Source organism: Legionella pneumophila subsp. pascullei (assembly GCF_900637585.1).
Classification (GTDB): Bacteria; Pseudomonadota; Gammaproteobacteria; order Legionellales; family Legionellaceae; genus Legionella; species Legionella pascullei.
In genome coordinates this window covers 1449380-1471710 of sequence record NZ_LR134380.1, presented here as the reverse complement: position 1 = coordinate 1471710, position 22331 = coordinate 1449380, and the positions used below count along the sequence as shown (strand labels likewise).

Here is a 22331-nt window from a genome sequence, read left to right as displayed (position 1 = left end):
ATTACCTTTGGCTTTCCAGCGGTAATTTATCCAAGATGACTGATTTAATCTTCATAAAAATAATGGGTGAAAGGACCATCATGAAATACTCAACTCGCATCATAATCACCACAATTCTTATGTTATCTGCCTTGTTGGCTTACGCAGGAAAAGATCCCATAAGCTGGCGAGTCAGCGGGGTGTTTCCTGCTCAAAGCAGCGTTGGTCAGACTTATACTGTGACTTATACTTTTACCAATCAACTGCCCTTTCGATTAGCCAAGGCCTTGATTATAGAACGAACTGCCAGTCCCAACACAGAATTCAATTTTAATGATCAATGTTCAGGTAGGCTGTTGAGCTCCGGAGAATCCTGTACCGTTGTTGTGGCATTAAACCCACTTGTAATCGGTCTTAAAACACTGCAGTTGACTATTGCAGGATATAGCAAGGATAGAGTACCTTTACCTCAAACGAGCACCTTAAGTACAGGACAGTCTTTGACTCCAATCGTTAGCTTCGTCATTACCCCTTTCCCCAATCCATTTGCTACAGGCACCACTAGCAGTTATAAATTTACCTTTACCAATTATAGTGCTATACCCGCCACCAATTTGTCAGTCAGTGTCTTACAATCATTAGGCACCCCCAATTTTACTACAACTTGTAATAACACACTTCCTCCCAACGGAGGAGTTTGTGAGGTCGATGGCACATACACAGTAACCTCGGCAAGCCCATCGATTCAACAAGTTATAGCAAGTCTGTCCTATTCAGGACCGTCTGGAAGCCCGGCGGCAGCCAGAGCAAGCGCACAAATAGCCAATCCAGCGGCTCCGCTTGTGGGCACTTTAGTACCTCCGAATTATCTTCCCCCATTGATGATTGCAAACACCGTATATACAGTCCAGTTTTTATTTACAGCCAGTGGCACTGTGGATATTACAAATAATGGCACAATAACCTGCTTGGAAGGTATTAATAATTGTAACGGGACTATAAACATCACCAGCTCCAGCTGCACCCCGCAAACATTGACCAATGCGGCCTGTCAAATGACTGCTACGTTCACAGCACCTGCTGCAGTTGCCCCCCCACTTACCTACATTCTTACCGCAACAGTTCCCTACTCTTTTGGAGGAAATCCCCAGCCAGATGCAACGGCCATCACTTCCGGTACAGTGCTTGCTACATTACCAACAGAAAGAACAGTGACTTTAATCAATGAGTGTGATTTTGATGTGTGGTTTTCACTTAATGGGAGCCAATTAGCTAGCTCACCCAACTGCCCAAGCACGCCATGCCCAAATGGAACAAGCTGTAATACCAGTACGAACAAGTGCTTTTGGAACAATCCGTCTCCCAATGTGGTGGTTGTCCCTCAGGCCTATTTACTGACCGCTGCTGGTGGCACGAATAACGTGACCATTCCTGTTACGAATGCTGATCCCAATATTCAATGGAGTGGAAATATTTCGGCAAGCACTCTGTGCAACGGTGTAACCTGTCAACAAGCGGCTTGCGGGAATAATGGCGGTACTACCTCTTGTGCGCCAGGCATTGGTTTTACACAACCTGCCACCCAGGCTGAAATCACGATGAATTTAACCACCTCTGACAGTTATGATGTCGAAGTCATCAATGGTTTTCATATTCCAATTTCCATGCAAGCGATTTATTATCAATCAGGAGTCACGACTATTGCTGCTACCCCGAATAATTACAATTGCGGAGAACCCGGTAAGGACACTACTGCCAATGGATTTGGAGCTTGCAATTGGAATACAGCCACAGTACCAGTTATTGATCAAGTGCCAGGGAATGGATTTTACTGGGTAACCGGTGGTGGTCAAGGCTGCTCAATCACCTCAGCAAATCCTGGTTGCCCTGCGATGACATTATGCGGATTAGACAGCAATTTTAATCAGGTTTGTGGCAATTTTTTAGGATATTGGTCTGCCGATCAAGTCTGTGGTTCCAGTAGTGTTCCTGCTGCAGTACAGAATTATTTTAAATGCAATCAACCCCTTCCCACCTCTACAACGCCTTTTTACCCATCGGGTGCCGTCCTGTCGAATTTGATGCTTTGCTCTGTCCCCACAGGATTTACCGGCCCAAGGTATAATACATGTTATAATGCCTATCCCTCCTCTTCCTCTACCGACATTGCCCAATGTTGTGGGTGTGTAGACTGGTGGAATACTGCTCAAACCAGCAATGTAGTGATTCAAGCAAATCCGAATACAGAAAGTTGTACTCAGCCTGGCGCATTGCAACCACAAACCAATGCCCAGTGGAATTCTTTTGTACAGCCAATGATTCAATGGATGAAGCAAGCTTGCCCTTCTGCCTATATTTATCCTTTTGATGATAAAACGAGTGGATTTACTTGTACTAACAACCTGTCAGGACAACCTAACTCCACAAGCTATACCATCAGGTTCTGTCCAGGAGGTATCACAGGGCTTCCAGCAGGAGTACAAGAGGGACGCGGATAAAATAAATGGCTGGTATTAACGCTTCGTATTTTATAGTTACAAGAAGTGAATCGTTAATACTGGCACACTTGAACAACAATTACTTTAATATAACATCCTGAACTTCAAAGATTCGTCTGTCAGCAGAAAACTTATCTTGAAACAAATGAATACCTTCCTCACGCATCTTAGGCGCCATCTCACACAAATACCTTGCCAGGTTATCTCTATTGTCCAGCTGGTATTGAACTGTTAATTTTATCTTCCCCAAAGTTGTTTGTTTTTCCTGCTTTAAAATGCTGGCCTGGATAAATCCGGGAAACTGGATTATTTCGGCAACATGCTTCTTGAGCCAGGATCGAAATTGGGGATATATCTCCGTATCAATGGCTAGGTTCACTTCATAAATAACCATAGTTTAACCTCTTAAATTTCCATGAATTGAATTCATCAATTTATCACATCATCTGAATTTACGTAAAACTCCAAAGCCAAAGCAAAAATGTTTTTAATCATGGAGTTGTGTATAGGCTAAGTAACCGAATTGACAACATTTTTTAATGAATAGATTGGTCTTTTTGTAAGTCCTGATAAAAACAGATTGCTACGTGGGGCGTTATGTCAATAAAAAAATAATTCCATATTGTTTGATTTTAAATGATAATGATTATCATTTTTATTTAAAATCAAACAATATGTTGTATATAAGAAATTACATTAAAACAAGAATTATTTTTGGAATATTAATGCTGATTGTTACCGTGTTTGCTTTTGCTAACGCGGGAGACTTTTTATTTAAAAATGAAAAATTTACCTACGATGGACATCTATTTTTTAATGCCACCAATCCAGCAATGCAAGGTGAAAAATATGTACTGAATCAACAGCTGTCCAATATCAAAATGGGTTCTGAATTACAGCTAACTGATCGGAATAAAATGAAAGGATTGCTAATTTATAACACCTCACCTACCCCAGTTGCTCCTCAATTTTACTTTGAGCAATTTTATGACGAACTCAAAATAGAGCCTTCAAATATTTTCCTTGCATTTGGGAAAAAATGGCTCACGTTTGGAAATTATAAAAGTGATTTGATTTATAAACCACTCACAAAAGCCTTGGGGCAAACAAACGAAGTTACTGCTATTATTGGATACGATTCCTTGTATTATGCTAACGCCTCTTTTTTTAAACCTTATTCTCGCATAAGCACTTCATCACTTCCACTTTATTACAATCTGAACACAGGAGTGCATAATCAAACCATTGATGTAGGAGTCAGTTATTTATACTCATTAGCAGAAAGTCAATTATTTCAATATAACAAAGGTTTTGGTGGATTTTTATCATACTCATTAAAAGCAAGGGTTCCAGGATTTGCAACCTATTTTAATTTAAAATACAAAAAAATAAGCACTTATCTTACCTATGTTACTGCAATCAACCCCTTTGCATTAGAAGACATGAGCTATAACAATAGAAGAGCTATACCAAAAGCATTAAGTCTACAAAATAGTTATGATGTTAATATTAAAAAATTTTCTTTTAAAATCATTGGTTTTTATGACTACACTTTTCAAGCTCTGGCACTTGGAATACCGGAACAAAGACTAGGCCTGGGATTGTCAGCGACTCCTGTTCCTTATCTTGGTATTCAATTTCAGTATTCCAGGGACTATAGTTATGGAAATAGTGCCGTAGCCTCGGGAATCAATCATTTTGTAAATGGCCGTAATACAAAAATGAATAATTTGGCATTACAAACCATACTGAATTTTTAAATTCAGGCACTCAATCAAAAATAAAAAACTATCTTTCTATTATTTAAGTAAATAAATCACAATATATTGTTGCAAATGATAATCATTATCATTTATAGTGTTGTCGTTTCTTACTTATTCACGGAAATAGTCATGGCAGCAGTTTTAAATAATTCTTATAAAATAAATAATCCATTACACAGTTTATTACTTGAAAAAGACCTTCTTATTTCACAATCAGAAATGGAACATTTCATATCCATTGCACATCAGCAATGTTTAGATCGACTGCAACATGCAGCATTTAGTGAAGGATTAATAGACAAGGAAATAAAAAGTCTTCATATACATGATTATCTTGACTTACTTTATCATCAGCAGAAAATACAAAAACTGGAGCAAACATTTGATCGATGGCCTTTTCTAAAAGAAGAACTTGATGAAAGTATCAACAATCAGGCCTTGGCTCTTGCTTATTATCATTGTTGGCAACAATCACTAAAACAACAAGCGAAAAACTATTCCAGCTTATGGTCATGGTTATCAGAGCAACATAATAAACAACAAATTCTAACTTTTTTAGAGCAATGGGGTTGCATAGGGCATCCTTATCATCCTAACTTCCGGGTAAAAAAAGGGTTTATTCCTGAAGAAGTAATTCAATATTCCCCTGAATTTAACGCACAGGTAGATATTCCCTGGCTAGCAATTCATCATTCCGTTGCATTTACTTCAATTGATGCGACTAGCTATTCTTTATTGTTTGCCCAACATTTTTCTAAGGAATATCAATTGTGGAATGATTCAATACAGAAGCAACAATTAGATCCAGAGCAGTATTTGCCTCTTCCAGTTCATCCCTGGCAATGGAGTAACAAATTACAAATTCTTGCCTCTGCTTTAATCACTTCAAAGCAATTAGTACTAACTCAGACTCTTCAAAAAACCAAACCGTCCATGTCGTTTCGAACGATGATGCCTTTAGATAACAAAGGTCCACATTTAAAATTAGCCACAGCAGTCCATACCACCTCTGCTTTACGTACTGTATCTCCCGCATCAGTAAGCAATTCCTCTCCACTTTCCAATTGGCTTAAGCAATTACTAGCTCAGTATCAAGGCTTTGAAAAACCACTATTTTTAGCCAGGGATTTAGCGGGGATTAACACCACACACCCATCCATTTCCCCACAAGACAAAAAGCATTTGGCTATGATAGTACGTGAAAATCCACTGGAATTGCTCGATGCTTCACAAACATTAGTACCTGTAGCAGCACTCTATGCTCTTTCTCCAGTCAGTCAACGTGCCTTACTCATTGAAATTATTGAAGCAAGTACTATGGATCCCGAATTATATTTTATTGAATATTGTCAATGTATCCTCGAATGCCAATTTCATTTACTATTAAACTATGGCGTTGCTCTGGAAGCCCAGCAACAAAATACTTTAGTTATTTTTCAGTCTAATCGGCCTGTTGGATTAGTTATTCGAGATCTTGGTGGCATTAGGATCTGTTTTAATTCGCTATATGATAAAACACCCAAACCCAATCTTCACCCAGACTCTACCATTACATGCCATGAGCTGAGTGATCTTTTTAATACCTTCATTTATGGAAACCTGCTAACCAACTTAACTTTTTGTATAAATTGTTTGCACATCAGTTATAACTTGCCTGAAAAAAACCTTTGGATCCTGCTCAAGCAAATTGCAAATCAATTATTACAAAATATCAGGAAAGAAATTAATCCATTAATACATCAAAATTTCCAACAACATTTATTCTCTCTTCCCTGGCAACATAAAAGTTTGCTGAGCATGCGACTTAATCAAAATCAGGATAACTTGATATTTTTCAGTCTTGATAACCCCATGAGCGAAGATAATGAATAAGTCCGTACAAAAAATGATGTTGGCAGGTCAATTTTTGATGATATTGGCCCTGGAAATGACGAATCCTTTTCTGCCACTATTAATCGCTCAGAAAAGCAACACTCCAATACCATCGGTAGTGATTTACAACATGTTAAGTCTAATCTTGCCTATGGTAGCTAACATTCTATTAACCCCAATCTGGGGTTTGGCCGCTGATCGATATGGGTATAAATCCATGCTAATGAGAGCGTCCTGGGCTTTGGTATTGACCCAGGCCAGCATGATTTTTGTAAATTCTGTATTCTGGATTTTAATCATCCGATTAATACAGGGAGCTTTCGCAGGTTTTCTTGTTGCAATGCAAACTTATGCCTTAAGTATTACTGAATGGCAAAATAAAAGCACACAATTATCTCGCCTGCAGTCTTCCAAGGCAATTGCCACTTCTACAGCTGGTTTTATCGGAGGATTAGCTTTAAGCTTCACTAACTACCAGGGATTATTTGGTTTAGCAACTTTGATATGCCTGGGCACTACTGTAGCAATGCACTACAAATTACCCTCTTCAACAAAACGCCAGATAAAGAACAGTTCACAAACATCACATCATCCCCTCACTTCAAAAAGCGTTTTCTTCTTCCTTTGCGTATTAATCATGTTAGCCCAAATTGCCAAATTTTTACCCGATCCTGGTTTTACCCTGTTTGTAAATAAGTATTGTTCCAATAATCTGGTATTAATTGGATTTCTTTATTCTTTACCATCAATTGGAATGCTATGTAGTTCGGTCTGGTGTGGCAAGCAATTTGACCACTGTCGCAGTCAACCTTCTTTGGTTAATCAATATTTAATACGCTATAGTGTATTTGGTACTGTCCTCATGATAATTCAAGCCAATGTGGACAATTTCTATTTGTTTGGACTTATACGCATTTTGTGGGGAATCGTACTAGCAGCACTATTACCTGCATTATTTGCTTTGTGTAGTGATCGGAATTTATTACCCGGTTATGCCTTGGGATTAGCTAATTCATTTGCAAAACTGGGAAATCTAATTGGATTGCTATTGGGTGGTATTTTTGCATTTTATCTACCATACCCTGCAATTTTTATGATAATTGCCGGAATTTATAGCCTTTTTGCAATTTTTGTTTACGGGTATGGTCGGGTAAATATTAGACAAATGACAGATTTTTCTAAACCTTATTTTAACGTGAAATCATGAAAAAAAATGCTCTTCTTATGGTATTATTCACCTGGTTTCTTGGAAATATGGATATACATTTCCTTACCCCAGCCTTACCATCATTAGTTGATTACTTCTCGGTAACTCCCAATACAGCTCAGCTAACTATCAGTCTTTTTCTTTTGGGGAAAGCACTCAGTATGATTTTATGGGGTCTTCTTTCCGAGCGTTATGGGAGAAAACCAATCTTCATTGGAGGATTATTGTTATTTATTCTGAGCAATTTTTTGATTGTTCTAAATCACTCTATCCTTCCCTTTTTAGCATGCCGATTTCTTCAGGGAATTAGCGTAGGTGCCACCCTTCTAATGGGTAGAGCAATGATTAACGATACCCATAATGAACAAAATGCCACAAAATACTTTGCGTGGTTATTCACTCTAGCCGGGTTGTTTATTTGCTTCCTTCCATTTTTTGGAGGTTTGATAAACAGTTATTGGAATTGGCAAATTGCCTCTCTTATCATTGCTGCTTATGGCCTATTTTTATTACCTTTATGTCAAGGTTTAAAAGAAACCAAACCCTATGATGTCAGTTTCCCACGACTAGGTCATAGTATTATGCTTGTTTTTAACCATCCTCTTTTTGTTTCTTATCTCTTTATTTCTGCCTTGATGATGGCTGGAGAATCAGCGTTCAATACCAGCGCTTCGTTTATTCTTATTAAAGGAGAAAATTTTACCAGCGCTCAGTATGGTACAATCAAGACCACCATGGCAATTATGCATTTATTAGGTACCGCTTGTTGTGCTTTAATAGCAAAATATTATCACAACACCCAATTAACAAAATTAGGAGTACGTTTCTTTATTTTCGCAGCCTCCTTGATGTGGTTATTTGTCTTTTCTGCTGAAAATATATATTTGACTTTTATAGTGCCCATGATGATTTATTATTTTGGAACAGGCTTTATCGTTGCATCAGCAACCTCATCAGCCGTTCGCCCTTTTCCTCAGCAAATGGCTCTTGCATTAGCTATCACTTTATTTTGTCAATTTAACTGTTCAGCTTTCTTTAGTTTTATTACCAGTATGATAGGGATTCAGCAAGTAGAAACTTTTATGTTCTTATTAAGTTTGGTAAGTATTTTGAGCTTTCTTGCCCTTCTCAAACTTCAACGAATGGAATCCTGCTGAAAAAACAGGATTTTTGGTCTTGGCAAGAAAAACACACCGTTTGCGTGTATTTCTGCCTAAAGAAGACTATGCTTATTTAAAATAAGTTCTTAATTGTATTTCACTTAGAACCTGTGTAATTCCTTCAATCAGAAGGAAAAAATATGGATAGTAATTTTAAAATCAGTATACGTCTCAGCATCATTACCTTATTTGTGCTTTTGTTAAGCCTGGTAGGGTTCACTATTATTGGTATTAACTATATTGCTTTCAATAGTGTTCTGAACAGTAGCGCTAAAAGCTCAATTGAACAAACATCATTACTCGTCAAAGAGAGGTTTGAGATCTATTTAAATCCTTTAAATCAAGATTTAGTTAAAATGAAAAATGCTATAAATAATGGCATTATTAAGCCTGATGATTCAAAACAATTTGATAAATTCCTTTTTGAATCAATCCGATACAACCCTGAAATATTTATGGTTTACTATGGTTCAACAGATGGTGATTTCATAGGAGTAGACAGAGAACAAAAAGGAATAATAGGATTAACTCATGTGATTAATTCAGTCTCACCTCCTGTCAATGTTCGTTATCAATTAAACGAACAAGGAGAAATAATCCAAAAAAAATTGCTGACCCACCATTATGATCCCAGAGTTCGGCCATGGTATCAACAAGCTATAAAAGCAGAAAAACCGATATGGACGAACGTATATACATTCTACGTATTTGATAAAAGTGACTTTCTGATCCCTGGAATTACTGGTGCTGCACCAATCTATAATAAAAAGAAGCAACTAAAGGGGGTTATTGCTCTTGACCTGACTATTGATGGCTTACAACATTTTATCCGGGAACTGGAATTAACTAAAAATACTATGGTTTACGTGATCAACAATGAATCCAATATCATTGCTTTCAGAACCCCTCAAAATAAAGAGGACATCCGTGGAAAAAAACTAACTCCAGAATGGATAAAAAAGCTGAACATCCCACTTAAAAAACTCGATTTTAATGGTTTTAAACCCATTATCAAATCTTATACTCATAATAATCAAAAATATTTTTTAGCATACCAACCTATATCCAGTACGAATGAAAAAGCACTGTGGCATATTATTATTATTGTTCCTGAAACGGATGTGACAGAACCCCTGAAAGATTTAAGCACGCGCTATATTTTGTTGACTATATTAGTCTTACTAATTGGAACATTGTTAGTTCGTATCGTTTCACAAAGAATATCAAATCCTATTATTCAATTAACAGAAGAAGCAAAAGAAATTACTATGCTTAACCTCAAACCAAGACCACTTCTTAAGACCAGGATTAAAGAAGTTAGCTATATGGATAAAACACTATCAACACTGCGATCCAGTTTAGCTTCATTTCAACGTTATGTTCCCGGTTCTTTAGTCAAAAAATTGATGCGTAGTGGAAAAATTGCTCAAGTTGGAGGACAAAGCCAAACGATTACTATTTTATTTTCAGATATAAAAGATTTTACAAGTATTTCAGAATCCACCTCACCACAAAAATTAATGACCTATTTATCCGATTATTTCCAGTCCATGACCGAGATTGTAATACAATATGAAGGTACTTTGGATAAATACATTGGCGATGCGATTATGGCACTCTGGAATGCCCCTTCAAAAGATACCGACCATGCATTGCATGCCTGCCTGACAGCCAAAATTATGATTGATCGTCTTATCTTATTTAACCAAAAAAATAAACATCTGGGATTTCCCGAATTTAATATCAGAATTGGTATTCATACCGGAAATGCTGTTGTGGGTAATGTAGGTTCAGAAGACAGGCTAAGTTATACAGCCTTGGGTGATTCAGTCAACCTGGCAAGTCGCCTGGAGTCAATTAATAAAAATTATCATACTCAAATCATTGTCAGTCACGCCACATTCACCCAAGTAGCTGAAAAATTCCCTTTCCGGCTGTTAGACGAAGTGGCTGTCCGGGGTAAACGTGAAAGCATCGAGATTTATGAACTGATTACAGCTCAAAATCTTGAAAATCTTGAGCAACATAAAATAGAATTTCAAAAGGCATTTTCTCTGTATCAAAAAGGTTTCTGGAAAGAATCTATAAAGGCTTTTGCGAGGCTTACTCCCGCCTATCCTGGTGATCAATTAGCTTCCGTTTACATTGAACGCTGTAAAGTATTAGCATCTAATCCACCTGTCAATTGGGATGGTATCTGGCGCGAAGGAAAAACAGACTACTCAATTTTGGGGAAACTTACCTAGTATCACCAGGATAATGCTGTTTATATGTGAGACAACCTATCTTTTAATCTGGACAATTCCTGTCGCGTGTTTAAAAAGTTTATTTGTTTTAGCCAGGTTTCCAGAACGATTGCATTTCCCATACTATCTAATAAGGACGTCTTGTTAAATTGTTTGGAGTCTCCATTCAATATTTGCTCATTGATAAAATCTATTTGGTAAGTATAAAGTGACTTTTCTGCATTTACATATATCTCTTTGGGTGTTAATTCATTATTGAGGTAGATAAAAATTTTGTTATCCTCACAGTCAGGCAACCAAGGATTCGTTTCTGTTTTCAGATAGCCTTTTGTTCCATAAACCTCGAATTGCCAATGCATTTCAATATCATCGGCAGTAGAAACTGCGGCAATTGAATCATCTGCAAATTTTAAAAGAACACTGGCTTGGCTATCAGTATTGTTCTTGCAGTTCATTCTTCCTATACCACGGATTTCAACAGGTTCGGCGTTAGCAAGCAACCTGACTAAGGATATTGGGTAACATCCGAGATTACGAATACTTCCCCCTGCAACAGGGTTTGCTATTTCTGCAATATTTGCTGTGTAGGTCGCATTATATAACTTTATCTTTCCTATTATGTTGCTTTGAATGATCTCTTGTAATTTTTTTATAAAGGGATGATATCGGTACATTAAAGCTTCCATACAGAAAATATTTGTTTTCTCAATAACTGAAGTCACCTCATGGATTTCTTCTATACCAATGACAAAAGGTTTTTCACACAGAATATTTTTTCCAGCCTGTGCGCAACGAATAATCCATTCTTTATGCAGATGATTCGGCAATCCTATGTAAACAGCATCTATATCATTATTGTGAATTAGTGATTGATAATCGTCATAAAATTTTGGGATAGTAAATTTTTCAGAAAATCGTTTGGCCACCTCAATTGATCGGCTCCCAATAGCAATAAGCTTACCTGTTTGGGACTCCTGAATTGCATCAGCCATCACTTCGGAGATAAAACTTGTTCCTAAAATTCCCCATTTTATCAACGTATTATCCATAAATTACTTCCCGAAAAAAATTGTTTACTGCATATTAAAACGCATACATGATATGAGTAAATCCATACCAATAAAAACTTCTTAAATTTCCTGCGCTAAGTTATCAAAAAAGCTATGGTAAGCAGTCAAATTTGGTTATTATGTCATTATCCATTATTTTACGGTTTTTAAATGCGCTCGATAGTAATTATACTTTTAGCCTTCGTTTGTTGTACATTAGTACGTGCTAATGATGTCAATATTTCAACCGTAACTAAAGATGGCAATACAATTTTTTATCTTCAAGCAGGTGCCTATAATCTCGAAAAAGACGCCAAAATACGTCAAAATGAACTTGCCCAATTAGTCGATCAAAAAGTTGAAATTAAAAACCTTGCTGACAAACATCTTTATCTTGTGCAAATTGGTCCAATTGATGATTACCAGACGGCAAGAGAGCTCAAAGAGAAATTATCACAAAAGACAGAAAAACAGTTTAATCAAATTAATAAAAATCAAACCTCTTCACTTGGGGTAAGCCAACTGCCTAAAAATATGGAACAATCGCAAACGTCTCCTCCAGGCAGTAAACTATGGAACTTACGCAACGCAGATATTAGAGCCGTAATCGCAGAAGTCTCTCGAATTACAGGTAAAAATTTTGTTATTGACCCCAGAGTACAGGGAAAAGTATCGATTGTTTCATCAACGCCATTATCCAACCGCGAACTATATCAAGTCTTTCTCTCAGTACTGCAGGTATCAGGTTATGCCGCAATACCAAATGGAGAAATTATCAAAATTATTCCCAACATTGATGCAAAAACACAGTCACCTGATTTACTCAGCGGAATGAAGAGTCCTCCGCGAGGTGACGATATGATGGTCGCTGTAGTACCTGTTCATTATGTTCCCTCTGAACAACTGGTACCGGTTCTAAGGCCATTAATGCCACAATGGAGCAGCGTTTCCGCTTATGCTCCTTCTAATATGTTGATCCTTTCTGGCCGGGCAAATAATATTAAAAGTCTTGCAGAAATTATTAAACAAGTGGATAGTTCAAGTGCGAACGGCATAGACATGGTTCGTTTACATCATGCTTTGGCTATGGATGTAGCAAATACTTTAAAGGATTTAGTTAAAACTCAACCTGGTATTGGCAGCAGAACACAAATTACTATTGCTGCAGATGACCGTTCCAACTCAATTTTAGTCAGTGGAAGCAAAACAGATAGGATTCGTTTGCGAATGCTCATCTTGAAACTGGATAAAGAAAGCTCAGCAGGAGTCAATTCAAATACACAAGTTGTTTACCTGAATTACTTAAGGGCTGAAGATTTGGTTCCCATATTGGCAGGAATAGCCCAAGCCAATTTCAGTGGCAATGTAGGAACAACAATTGGAACCATTACAAGACCCGCACTAGACAGCACCAATCCAGCTTCCAGCCTTGCCAATGCGTCTGCTGATGGTCAAAGCTCTACATCAAACTTATCTTCGTCTGGCGCTGCCCCTTTAAATGCGTCAGGAGCGACAGCAAACACTACGTCAGCAAGCACTCAAAATGAAGGATCTACCAAGCCTACGGTACAGATAATAGGAGAACCGAATACCAACTCTATTATTCTTAATGCACCTGCTTCAATCATCCGTATTCTAAAAACAGTCATTTCTCAATTAGATATAAAACCAGCTCAACTATTAATTGAGGCACTCGTTGCTGAAGTGGATGAAAAAGACGTTAACAATCTGGGAATAGAGTGGGGTTCCAATCAACAAACAGGCAATCCCAAGGATTTCAGACCAGGCTTTGCCATTATCAACAGCAAAACCAGAATAGATGATTTCCAGGCTCAAATTTATGCTTTGGCAAGAGAACAAAGAGCAAATATTTTATCAACCCCCTCCGTAGTAGTCCTTGATAATCGTCAGGCAAAAATACTCATAGGTAAGCAGGTTTCAGTAGCAACAACCAGTTACCCCAATAATGCAGGTGGCACTACGACAGCAAGTCCTTTTACAACCTTTGACAGGGTTAACGTTGCCTTGCATCTCTATGTAAGACCGCAAATCACTCGTGGACAAGGAATTCAATTACAAATTGACCAGGGGAATGATACTTTGGATCCCGCAACTGCCGCAACAGACAATACAACGACCCCTACTTTTAATATCAGCAGCATTGTGACATCAGTTCATGTTGAAAGTGGTGATATTGTAGTGCTTGGAGGATTAATTCAGGACAGTATTGGAAATGATAATAATAAGTTACCCATTTTAGGAGATATACCTGGAATAGGCAGATTGTTCCAACGCAACATCCGGAACAGAGACAAGCGAGTGCTCATGGTATTTATTAAACCTATCATATTACGCAATGAAAGAGACAACTTGCATGTCACTGGTGAAAAATACAATTATGTCCGTCAATATCAGCTGGATTGGCTTCGATCCCAAGAAGCTTTTGAACAAACAGATGATCAAACGGTGTTGCCTCCATTAACTCAAGGTAATTTGCCAGTACCTTTTAGTAATCCTCCTCAATACTCATCAAAAATGACAAAATAAATCATGGAAAATGAAGAAAAATCACTTAAAATTCCTTACGGTTTTGCCAAAAGCAATGGAATTGTTGTGGGAGAAATCAAAGAAAATCTGGCTGTTGTCTATCATTTACCTAACACATCTCTACAAGCTTTCGCTGAGATAAAACGATTATTGCAATGCGAACTTGATTTAAGAAAAGTCGATGAGTCCACTTTTCAGCAGCATTTGGCTAATATTTACCAATCCAAATCATCTATACTGGATGCTGCTGAAGGCATGGAAGAAGACATGGATTTGTCCTTATTGGCTAGTCAACTACCCGTCAGTGAGGATTTATTGGAAAATCAGGATGATGCCCCAATTATCCGTTTACTCAATGCTCTATTCACTCAAGCCATTAAACAAAAAGCATCTGATATACACATTGAAACTTATGAAGACAGAGTATTGGTGCGTAACCGAATTGACGGAGTTCTACAAGAAGTCCTTGAAATTCAACGAGCGATCGCCCCTTTAGTCATTTCAAGAGTCAAGGTGATGGCCAAATTGGATATAGCAGAAAAGCGAATTCCCCAAGATGGGCGAATTTCATTGCGTATAGGAGGGCACAATATTGATGTCAGGGTTTCAACTTTACCATCAAACCATGGCGAACGAGTGGTTTTAAGGATATTGGATAAACAAGCCGCTCAATTGGATTTAAATCTTTTGGGTATGCCTAAACATACACTAAAAACAGTACGACAAATGATTGCAGAACCTCATGGCATCATTTTAGTCACAGGCCCTACAGGTTCAGGCAAAACAACCTCTCTCTATGCTATGCTGACTGAATTAAATCAGGTGACTCGTAATATTTTAACCATTGAAGATCCCATTGAATATGATTTGCCTGGTATAGGACAAACGCAAGTTAATACTAAAGTTCAAATGACTTTCGCCAAAGGATTAAGAGCTATATTGCGTCAAGATCCAGATGTTGTCATGATAGGAGAGATCCGTGATTTGGAAACGGCTGAAATTGCGGTTCAAGCCAGCTTAACCGGACATCTGGTACTATCAACCCTTCATACCAATACTGCATTGGGTGCGCTAACCCGCTTACATGATATGGGGGTTGAGTCCTTTTTATTGTCATCCAGTATAGTTGGCCTCATCGCGCAACGCCTGGTAAGAAAATTATGTTCTCATTGTAAAACACCTCATCAATTAAGAGAGGAAGAAAAGGAGCTAATGGGTCTTAAGCCGGATGCTGATGTCTCACAAGTCTTTGAACCTAAGGGATGTGACTATTGCAACCACTTGGGTTATAAAGGCAGAACCGGAATTTATGAATTAATTATCGTAGATGAAACTCTCCGTGGAATGATCCATCGTAATGAAAATCTTCAAACCATGGAAAATTATTTGCGGCCATCCACACCAAGTATACGAGAAGATGGTTTTAAAAGAGTATTATGTGGAGATACGTCACTTGCTGAAATTTTAAGAGTAACCTCTCAAAACTAATTATTTTCTCAACACAAAAACTAAAGTTAGATGATATTGGTAAAATCCTTGACCTCAAATAATATTAGAAGCACATTATTCAACATCCGAATTATAAATTAACATCATTATTGATATCAATTCCAGGAAATCGTAACTATCTCAAGTGCGCTTAAATTTGGAATAAATCGGTATATAATCAAAATGTTGCACAGAATTAAAAGAACCACATTCATCATACGTATTATCTGCACAAAGAAAAAATTCTTTTGCTCCTAATTCTGTAGCACGAGACATTGCTTCATCAATCGAATTAAAATGACATATTTCCTTTCCTTTATGAATAAATTGATCTGAATCTTTAGAAATAATTTCAACAATATATTCATGAAGTTCTATGGGAGAATAAATTAACGCGATAGATTCGGACCCGTTCTTTGCCTTATTAATTAAATTTTCACGTGTTTGGTTTGCCATTACTTAATTCCCAAGCAAATTATATATAATTATAGCCATATTTTTGCCTAGAAATTTAAAGATATCCGCTGTATGGCCTAAATTGAGAATAAAAAGGTTAATTGCTAATTTATTTTTAAAGACAATCTTTTATTTCCCATAATACTTGCGCATCAAATCCAATGCCTGGGTAATAACATCCATTCTGGGTACCGCATCGTCAAGAGGCTCTGCCTTCATACCAGTAATTGTAATTCTTCCGGAGGTTTCTAATGCTGTAGCGCGATCTGCTTCAAAAATTCCCATATTAATATAACTTCCTACCAATAGGAATGGGGCTCGATTGCCCTCAATTAGCAAGTTATACCCGATGCTGTAGTCAGAAACAGGATTTTTGCAAGCAAATAAACGCTGTAATATTGTAGGGACAATATCATAGCTGCTGGTGAGATAATTAAAACGACGAGCTAACTCCCCTGGCCAATGAATGATCAAGGGAACGTGTAGTTGAATAGGGGTAAAATTACTGGTATGTCCCCAATAATTTTGACGATTATCATTAAATTCTTGGCCATGATCAGAGGTAATTATAATGATGCTGTTTTTTAAATAACCTTTTTTTTCGATAACCCCTAATACTTTCGAAATTTCCTGGTCAATAAATGTGACTGCATTCAAATAACGATTGTAGTAAGGCACTGGATCAACATGATTTGTCATTCCAATTCGTACACATTCTTCTATTGCAGGTTTGTATAACTGCGGAAAACTTTGATATCTACAATAGTCATGTGGCGCATTGTAAAAAATATGAAGAAAGAATGGGTTATTTATTTTAGGATCTGTTAAAAATTGGATAGCTTCTCTGGTGGAATATCTGTCCTTGTCTCCGGTATCATCTATTGGCGCTCCATTGGTATTGAGATTGGCAATTTTTTTATAAATAGTCTGATCTAATGGTAGTGGAGCCATAGAGCCAGACCAAATAATTTTTGTCTGATAACCATGTTGTAATAATATATCAACTAAAACTGGTGATTTTTTTTGCTCCAGGACTGCCGTCGAGTAATTACTGGGAATCGAATAAAATAAAGAAAACAATCCTGGTTGTGTGGCATTTCCAGCACTCATATGCTGAGAAAATTGCCAACTTCTTTTTGCAAATTGTGCCGTATTCGGCATATATTTTGCCTTTAGGGAATCATAGCGAAGTGAATCTACCATTATAAGGATAATGTTATAAGGTTTTTCAGGCATCTTACATTGCATGGGATGTAAGGGATAATGCAATGGATAATTGGGGAAAAGAGGCTGTGTAAAATGGTGCTCACTGTAGCGGCGTAATATATCATCCGCGTTTTTATCAGGGATAGTATAAGCAATGAGTTGATTATAAAGGGGCAAATTAGGTATTTGCTGAGCAAATAAATTATTATTTTGAGCTATCGATAAGAGCAATATAAAATAACTTATTAATGCCCCACCGAGCCAAAATAATGAAATGGTTTTACCAATTTTCAAACGTTCTTTTAAAACTATTTTTTTCCATACCAACCAGGCAACAATAGACTCCAGAAAGAGTATAAAGGCAATCATAAAAAAAGACAAAATCAGTTCATATCTGGAAAAAGTGAAAATGACACTCCAATCTGAATTAAAAACAAACGATAATATTGTTTTATTAAGATGAAACTTAAACATTGAAAAAACTTGACTATCAACAAATAAAAAAATAAGACTTGTGGTAGCTGCAACAACACTGATAATCCAAATTATTCGTTTATAAGGTAAAAAAAATGCCATTATTATGATTGGTATTGCAGGGAGAAAAGCTAAAAACATCATATAAGTAAAATAATTTAAAACTGAGAAAACCAGAATGAGAATTTTTCCTGATAGACTTGAATAATCGGCGATATAATTTTTAAACAGGGAGGCATTTAATAAAATGGACTTTAAATACCCCAAGCCAACAAGCCAAAATATGAATGAGTTTATTAAAAAGAACCATCCAACAAATCGTAAGGTTAAATCATTTTTTTTTAGATATGTTTTTATATTCATTACGAATTCAAATGTAATTTCGAATTTATCTTAATGAACAATCCAGTCAATAAATAGCAATTAATGTAGCCAATATACCTGTTTTAAAATTTCTGAAAAGGTAATTGCAGTCTATATTAAGTATGAGATAGAAGTCCATTCTGCTTCAAGAGAAGCGCATAGAAGGAACAATTATTCAGCAATCCTCCGCCATGTTGTTCCTGTTGCACCATCTTCCAGCTCTATGCCTTTGCTCAATAAATCAGCTCTAATCTGATCTGCCTTTGTCCAATTGCGTTCTGCTCGTGCCTTAAGACGCTCTGCAATGAGTTGTTCTATAACCAATTTTTCTTCCTCTGCCAAGCCGGATTGCAGGAATGATTCGGGATCTTTTTGTAAAAATCCAAGAATACCAGCAAGGTTTTTCAGGGTATGGGCCAATGCAGGTGAATTACTTTTGTTTACCTCATGAGCCAATTGGAAAAGAACCGATAATGCAACAGGAGTATTGAAATCATCATTCATTGCCTGATTAAATTGCTCTTGCCAATACTCATCCAGTTTGCTATCTGTAGTTTGTGGCGGAACATCTTTAACCGCTTGATAAAGCCTGATAAGGGCTTTTTTGGCATTTAACAAATTTTCTTCTGAATAATTCAAAGGACTGCGATAATGACTACTTAATAGAAAATAGCGGATGACTTCCGGATGATGCTCTTTTAAAACATCAGCAATAGTGTAAAAGTTCCCTATTGATTTTGCCATTTTTTCGCCATTAACCTGCAACATTCCGACATGCAGCCAATAATTAGCAAAAGGTTTACCCGTAGCCGCTTCACTTTGAGCAATTTCATTTTCATGATGTGGGAATTGCAAATCCAATCCACCTCCATGAATATCAAATTGTTCACCTAATTCATGCATAGCCATAGCTGAACACTCAATGTGCCATCCAGGCCGCCCTTCCCCCCACGGTGAAGGCCAACTGGGTTCACCCGGTTTTGCTTTTTTCCATAGCACAAAATCAAGCGGTGAACGTTTCTCTTTTACAATCTCTACGCGAGAACCCGAAACCAAGCCTTCAATATCCTTATGCGATAATTTCCCATATTCAGGGAAGGTATTTACTTCATAGCACACATCGCCATTCTCACTGACATACGCGTTACCTTTTTCAAGCAAACGTTGAATCAAGCGAATGATTGTTTCAATGTGCCCGGTTGCCCTTGGCTCATGGTCAGGTGGCAAAATATTTAATGCATGAGTATCATTATTCATTGCATCAATATATTGTGCGGTCAATTCATCAATAGATACATCTCTCTCCGAGGCTCTTGCAATGATTTTATCATCTATATCAGTTATATTGCGTACATAAGTTACATCGAATCCTTGTGAGCGCAGATAACGAACCATTACATCAAAGGCAACCATTGAACGGGCATGCCCTAAGTGGCAGTGGTCATAAACAGTAATTCCGCAAACATACATACCTATCTTTCCGGGCCTTAAGGAAACAAATGGTTCTTTTTTTCTGGTCAAAGAATTATATAAATGCAACATATCTGCCCCTCAGCTCACTTTACCCCAAGTGTCCTTCAAATCTACTACCCGATGAAAGGCTTGAACACAGCCCTCAGCCACTGAATTGACGCAATAATATCCTAAACGCTCAAATTGAAACACATCTCCCTCTGCCTGCTCGGCCATTGCCGGCTCACAAAATCCCTGGAGGGTTTGTAAAGAGTTATGATTCAGAAACTGAAAATAATCCTCTTCCCGTGCAGGATTGGGATCTGTAAATAACCTGTCGTATTGATAAATAGTGACAGGATAGGCATGTGATGAAGACACCCAATGAATGACACCCTTCACCTTGCGATCCTCCGGATTTTTGCCGAGAGTATTTTCATCATAAGTGCAATGCAATTCTGTTATTTCGCCTTGGTCATTACGGATAACTTCCTGGCACTTTATAACATAGGCATGACGTAAACGTACTTCTGCTCCGGGAGATAATCGGAAATATTTATTAGGCGGATTTTCCATAAAATCAGACTTTTCAATATAAATTTCACGGGAAAAAGGCAAATTCCTGCTTGCTGACTCAGGATTTTGAGGATAGAAAGCCGCTTGAAGCTGTTCTACTTTATTTTCAGGATAATTTACAATAACTATTTTTAAGGGATCCATAACACAGAGTGCCCGTTTCGCAGTTTTATTAAATTCAGCGCGCACACATTCCTCAAGTAATGTCATGTCAATGACTGAATCACTTCTTGATATGCCAATCATTTCACAAAATTGTCGAATTGCAGCAGGCGGGTACCCTCTTTTGCGCATACCTCGTAAAGTGGGCAATCGCGGGTCATCCCATCCTGAAACTATCTTTTTTTCAACCAATTCACGTAACTTTCGCTTGCTCGTAACAGTATGGGATAAATTTAATCTGGCAAATTCAGTTTGAACCGGTTTTGCAGGCAAAGGTAAATTATCAACCAGCCAATCATATAAAGGTCTATGATCCTGAAACTCCAAAGTACATAATGAATGCGTAATTTTTTCCAAGGCATCAGAAATAGGATGAGCATAATCATACATAGGATAAATGCACCATTCATCTCCAGTACGTTGATGCCGGGCATGTCGAATACGATATAAAACTGGATCACGCATATTCAGATTACCTGATTTCATATCTATTTTTGCTCTTAAAACATGAGTTCCATCAGGAAACTCACCTGCTTTCATCCGTGCAAATAAATCCAGATTCTCTTCGATTGTTCTGTTTCTATATGGACTTTCACGCCCTGGTTCTTGTAAAGTACCGCGAAAAGCACGAATTTCTTCCATACTCAAGCTATCGACATAAGCCATATCTTTCTTAATAAGATAAATAGCTAACTCATACAACTCATGGTAGTAGTCGGATGAATGCGTCATATCACACCACTCAAATCCCAGCCAACGAACATCATCAATGATTGCGTTTACATATTCTTCCTCTTCTTTAATTGGATTAGTGTCATCAAAACGTAAAAAACATTTTCCCTTAAACTCTTCTGCCAAACCAAAATTAAGACAAATAGACTTGGCATGTCCAACATGGAGATAGCCATTGGGCTCAGGAGGGAAACGGGTAACGATGTCTTGATGTTTTCCACTTGCCAAATCATCTATAATGAGTTGTCTGATAAAATGAGCTCTTTTTTCAGTTTGTTCTGTCATACCATACTTCCAATATTATCGATTGCTTGCCTCATAGAACTCAATAGAGCCCCGCTTGCTTGCAGCGGATCTTTCTTCGTCTCATAAGCATCAATGATTTCATTTATTAGTGCTGCCCCAACAATGACCCCATCGGCAAATTCAGCAACTTGTGCTGCCATTTCCGGTGTTTTTATTCCAAATCCAACCATGAGCGGTAATTTTGATTGTGCCTTTCGTTGTAGATATTGGGCTTTTAATTCAGGCAACTTAAGTGCATCAGAACCAGTCACCCCCTTCAATGAAACATAATACAGATAACCATTGGCATGCTGATTTATAAAATTCATTCTTTCATCTGAAGTAGTTGGCGAACATAAATAAATACTGTACAAGCCGTGTTTTTGCCAAACTCGTGATACCCCATCCGCTTCCTCAGGAGGCAAATCGACTAATATTGTACCATCGACGCCAGCTTCTACTGCCTGTTGAGCAAAAAGATCATAGCCATACTGTTCTATAGGATTCAAATATCCCATAACAATCACAGGCGTCTCGGTATCATTTTTACGAAATTGCCTAACCATATTTAATACATCATCACAGTGAATGGAATGTGCTAAAGCTCTCTCCATTGCTCTTTGTATTACAGGGCCTTCTGCCATAGGGTCAGAAAATGGTATTCCCAGCTCCAATATATCTGCTCCTGCTTTAACCAATTGATGCATCAAACTTACTGTTAACTCAGGATGTGGATCGCCTGCAGTAATATAAGGGCTTAGCATTTTTTTTCTATTGGCTTTTAAATTTTCCAGAGTTTTATCAATTCGGTTCATG

At 37.5% G+C, this 22331-nt stretch carries 15 protein-coding genes; 8 read left to right on the top strand and 7 right to left on the bottom strand.

From position 1 onward, the window contains the following. The first annotated feature begins 35 nt into the window (after positions 1-35). Positions 36-2477, top strand: a complete 2442-nt coding sequence (legT, locus tag EL201_RS06765) for a Dot/Icm T4SS effector LegT (RefSeq protein WP_080272913.1) — start codon at positions 36-38, stop codon at positions 2475-2477. Positions 2478-2556: 79 nt separating this feature from the next. On the opposite strand, the gene EL201_RS06760 is transcribed toward legT, so the two are convergent. Continuing rightward, the gene (locus tag EL201_RS06760; RefSeq protein WP_027221514.1) at positions 2557-2871 is read right to left on the bottom strand and encodes a DUF4286 family protein; all 315 of its coding nucleotides are present in this window, start codon (positions 2869-2871) and stop codon (positions 2557-2559) included. A 280-nt stretch (positions 2872-3151) separates the two neighbouring features. Here EL201_RS06760 and EL201_RS06755 point away from each other — a divergent pair, with 280 nt between their 5' ends. The 5 genes from EL201_RS06755 to EL201_RS06735 all read left to right on the top strand — a co-directional run bounded on the left by EL201_RS06755 (position 3152) and on the right by EL201_RS06735 (position 10725). After that, entirely contained in the window at positions 3152-4237 is a 1086-nt protein-coding gene (locus tag EL201_RS06755; protein WP_080273047.1) for an LbtU family siderophore porin, read from the top strand. A 132-nt stretch (positions 4238-4369) separates the two neighbouring features. Continuing rightward, complete coding sequence (locus EL201_RS06750; protein ID WP_027221512.1) at positions 4370-6112, top strand: IucA/IucC family protein; 1743 nt, start codon at positions 4370-4372, stop codon at positions 6110-6112. Next, complete coding sequence (locus EL201_RS06745) at positions 6105-7319, top strand: MFS transporter (protein ID WP_027221511.1); 1215 nt, start codon at positions 6105-6107, stop codon at positions 7317-7319. Before EL201_RS06750 ends, EL201_RS06745 begins: the two co-directional genes overlap by 8 nt. Then, the gene (lbtC, locus tag EL201_RS06740) at positions 7316-8476 is read left to right on the top strand and encodes a legiobactin import MFS transporter LbtC (RefSeq protein ID WP_027221510.1); all 1161 of its coding nucleotides are present in this window, start codon (positions 7316-7318) and stop codon (positions 8474-8476) included. The genes EL201_RS06745 and lbtC overlap by 4 nt, the downstream gene beginning before the upstream one ends. 143 nt (positions 8477-8619) lie before the next feature. Beyond that, a complete protein-coding gene (locus tag EL201_RS06735) occupies positions 8620-10725 on the top strand; it encodes an adenylate/guanylate cyclase domain-containing protein (protein ID WP_027221509.1) in 2106 nt (701 codons plus the stop codon). A gap of 20 nt (positions 10726-10745) precedes the next feature. Here the strand turns inward: EL201_RS06735 and EL201_RS06730 are convergent, their stop codons facing one another. Next, entirely contained in the window at positions 10746-11774 is a 1029-nt protein-coding gene (locus EL201_RS06730; protein ID WP_027221508.1) for a Gfo/Idh/MocA family protein, read from the bottom strand. A 171-nt stretch (positions 11775-11945) separates the two neighbouring features. On the opposite strand from EL201_RS06730, the gene lspD reads away from it, so the two are divergent. Then, positions 11946-14321: a GspD family T2SS secretin variant LspD gene (lspD, locus tag EL201_RS06725; RefSeq protein WP_027221507.1), complete on the top strand. Its 2376-nt coding sequence runs from the start codon at positions 11946-11948 to the stop codon at positions 14319-14321. A 3-nt stretch (positions 14322-14324) separates the two neighbouring features. Then, positions 14325-15809, top strand: a complete 1485-nt coding sequence (gene lspE, locus EL201_RS06720; protein ID WP_027221506.1) for a GspE family T2SS ATPase variant LspE — start codon at positions 14325-14327, stop codon at positions 15807-15809. Positions 15810-15950: 141 nt separating this feature from the next. Here the strand turns inward: lspE and EL201_RS06715 are convergent, their stop codons facing one another. The 5 genes from EL201_RS06715 to trpA all read right to left on the bottom strand — a co-directional run bounded on the left by EL201_RS06715 (position 15951) and on the right by trpA (position 22330). Further along, a complete protein-coding gene (locus EL201_RS06715) occupies positions 15951-16265 on the bottom strand; it encodes a DUF6482 family protein (protein WP_027221505.1) in 315 nt (104 codons plus the stop codon). A 129-nt stretch (positions 16266-16394) separates the two neighbouring features. Next, on the bottom strand, positions 16395-18308 hold the full coding sequence (locus EL201_RS06710) for a DUF3413 domain-containing protein (RefSeq protein WP_027221504.1): 1914 nt from the start codon (positions 18306-18308) through the stop codon (positions 16395-16397). Between the two features lie 171 nt (positions 18309-18479). Next, positions 18480-19850, bottom strand: coding sequence for a cysteine--tRNA ligase (gene cysS, locus EL201_RS06705; protein WP_027221503.1), 1371 nt, complete (start codon positions 19848-19850; stop codon positions 18480-18482). A gap of 9 nt (positions 19851-19859) precedes the next feature. Next, positions 19860-21515, bottom strand: coding sequence for a glutamine--tRNA ligase/YqeY domain fusion protein (locus EL201_RS06700; protein ID WP_027221502.1), 1656 nt, complete (start codon positions 21513-21515; stop codon positions 19860-19862). Further along, entirely contained in the window at positions 21512-22330 is an 819-nt protein-coding gene (gene trpA / locus EL201_RS06695) for a tryptophan synthase subunit alpha (RefSeq protein ID WP_027221501.1), read from the bottom strand. The genes EL201_RS06700 and trpA overlap by 4 nt, the downstream gene beginning before the upstream one ends. Position 22331 lies beyond the last annotated feature (1 nt).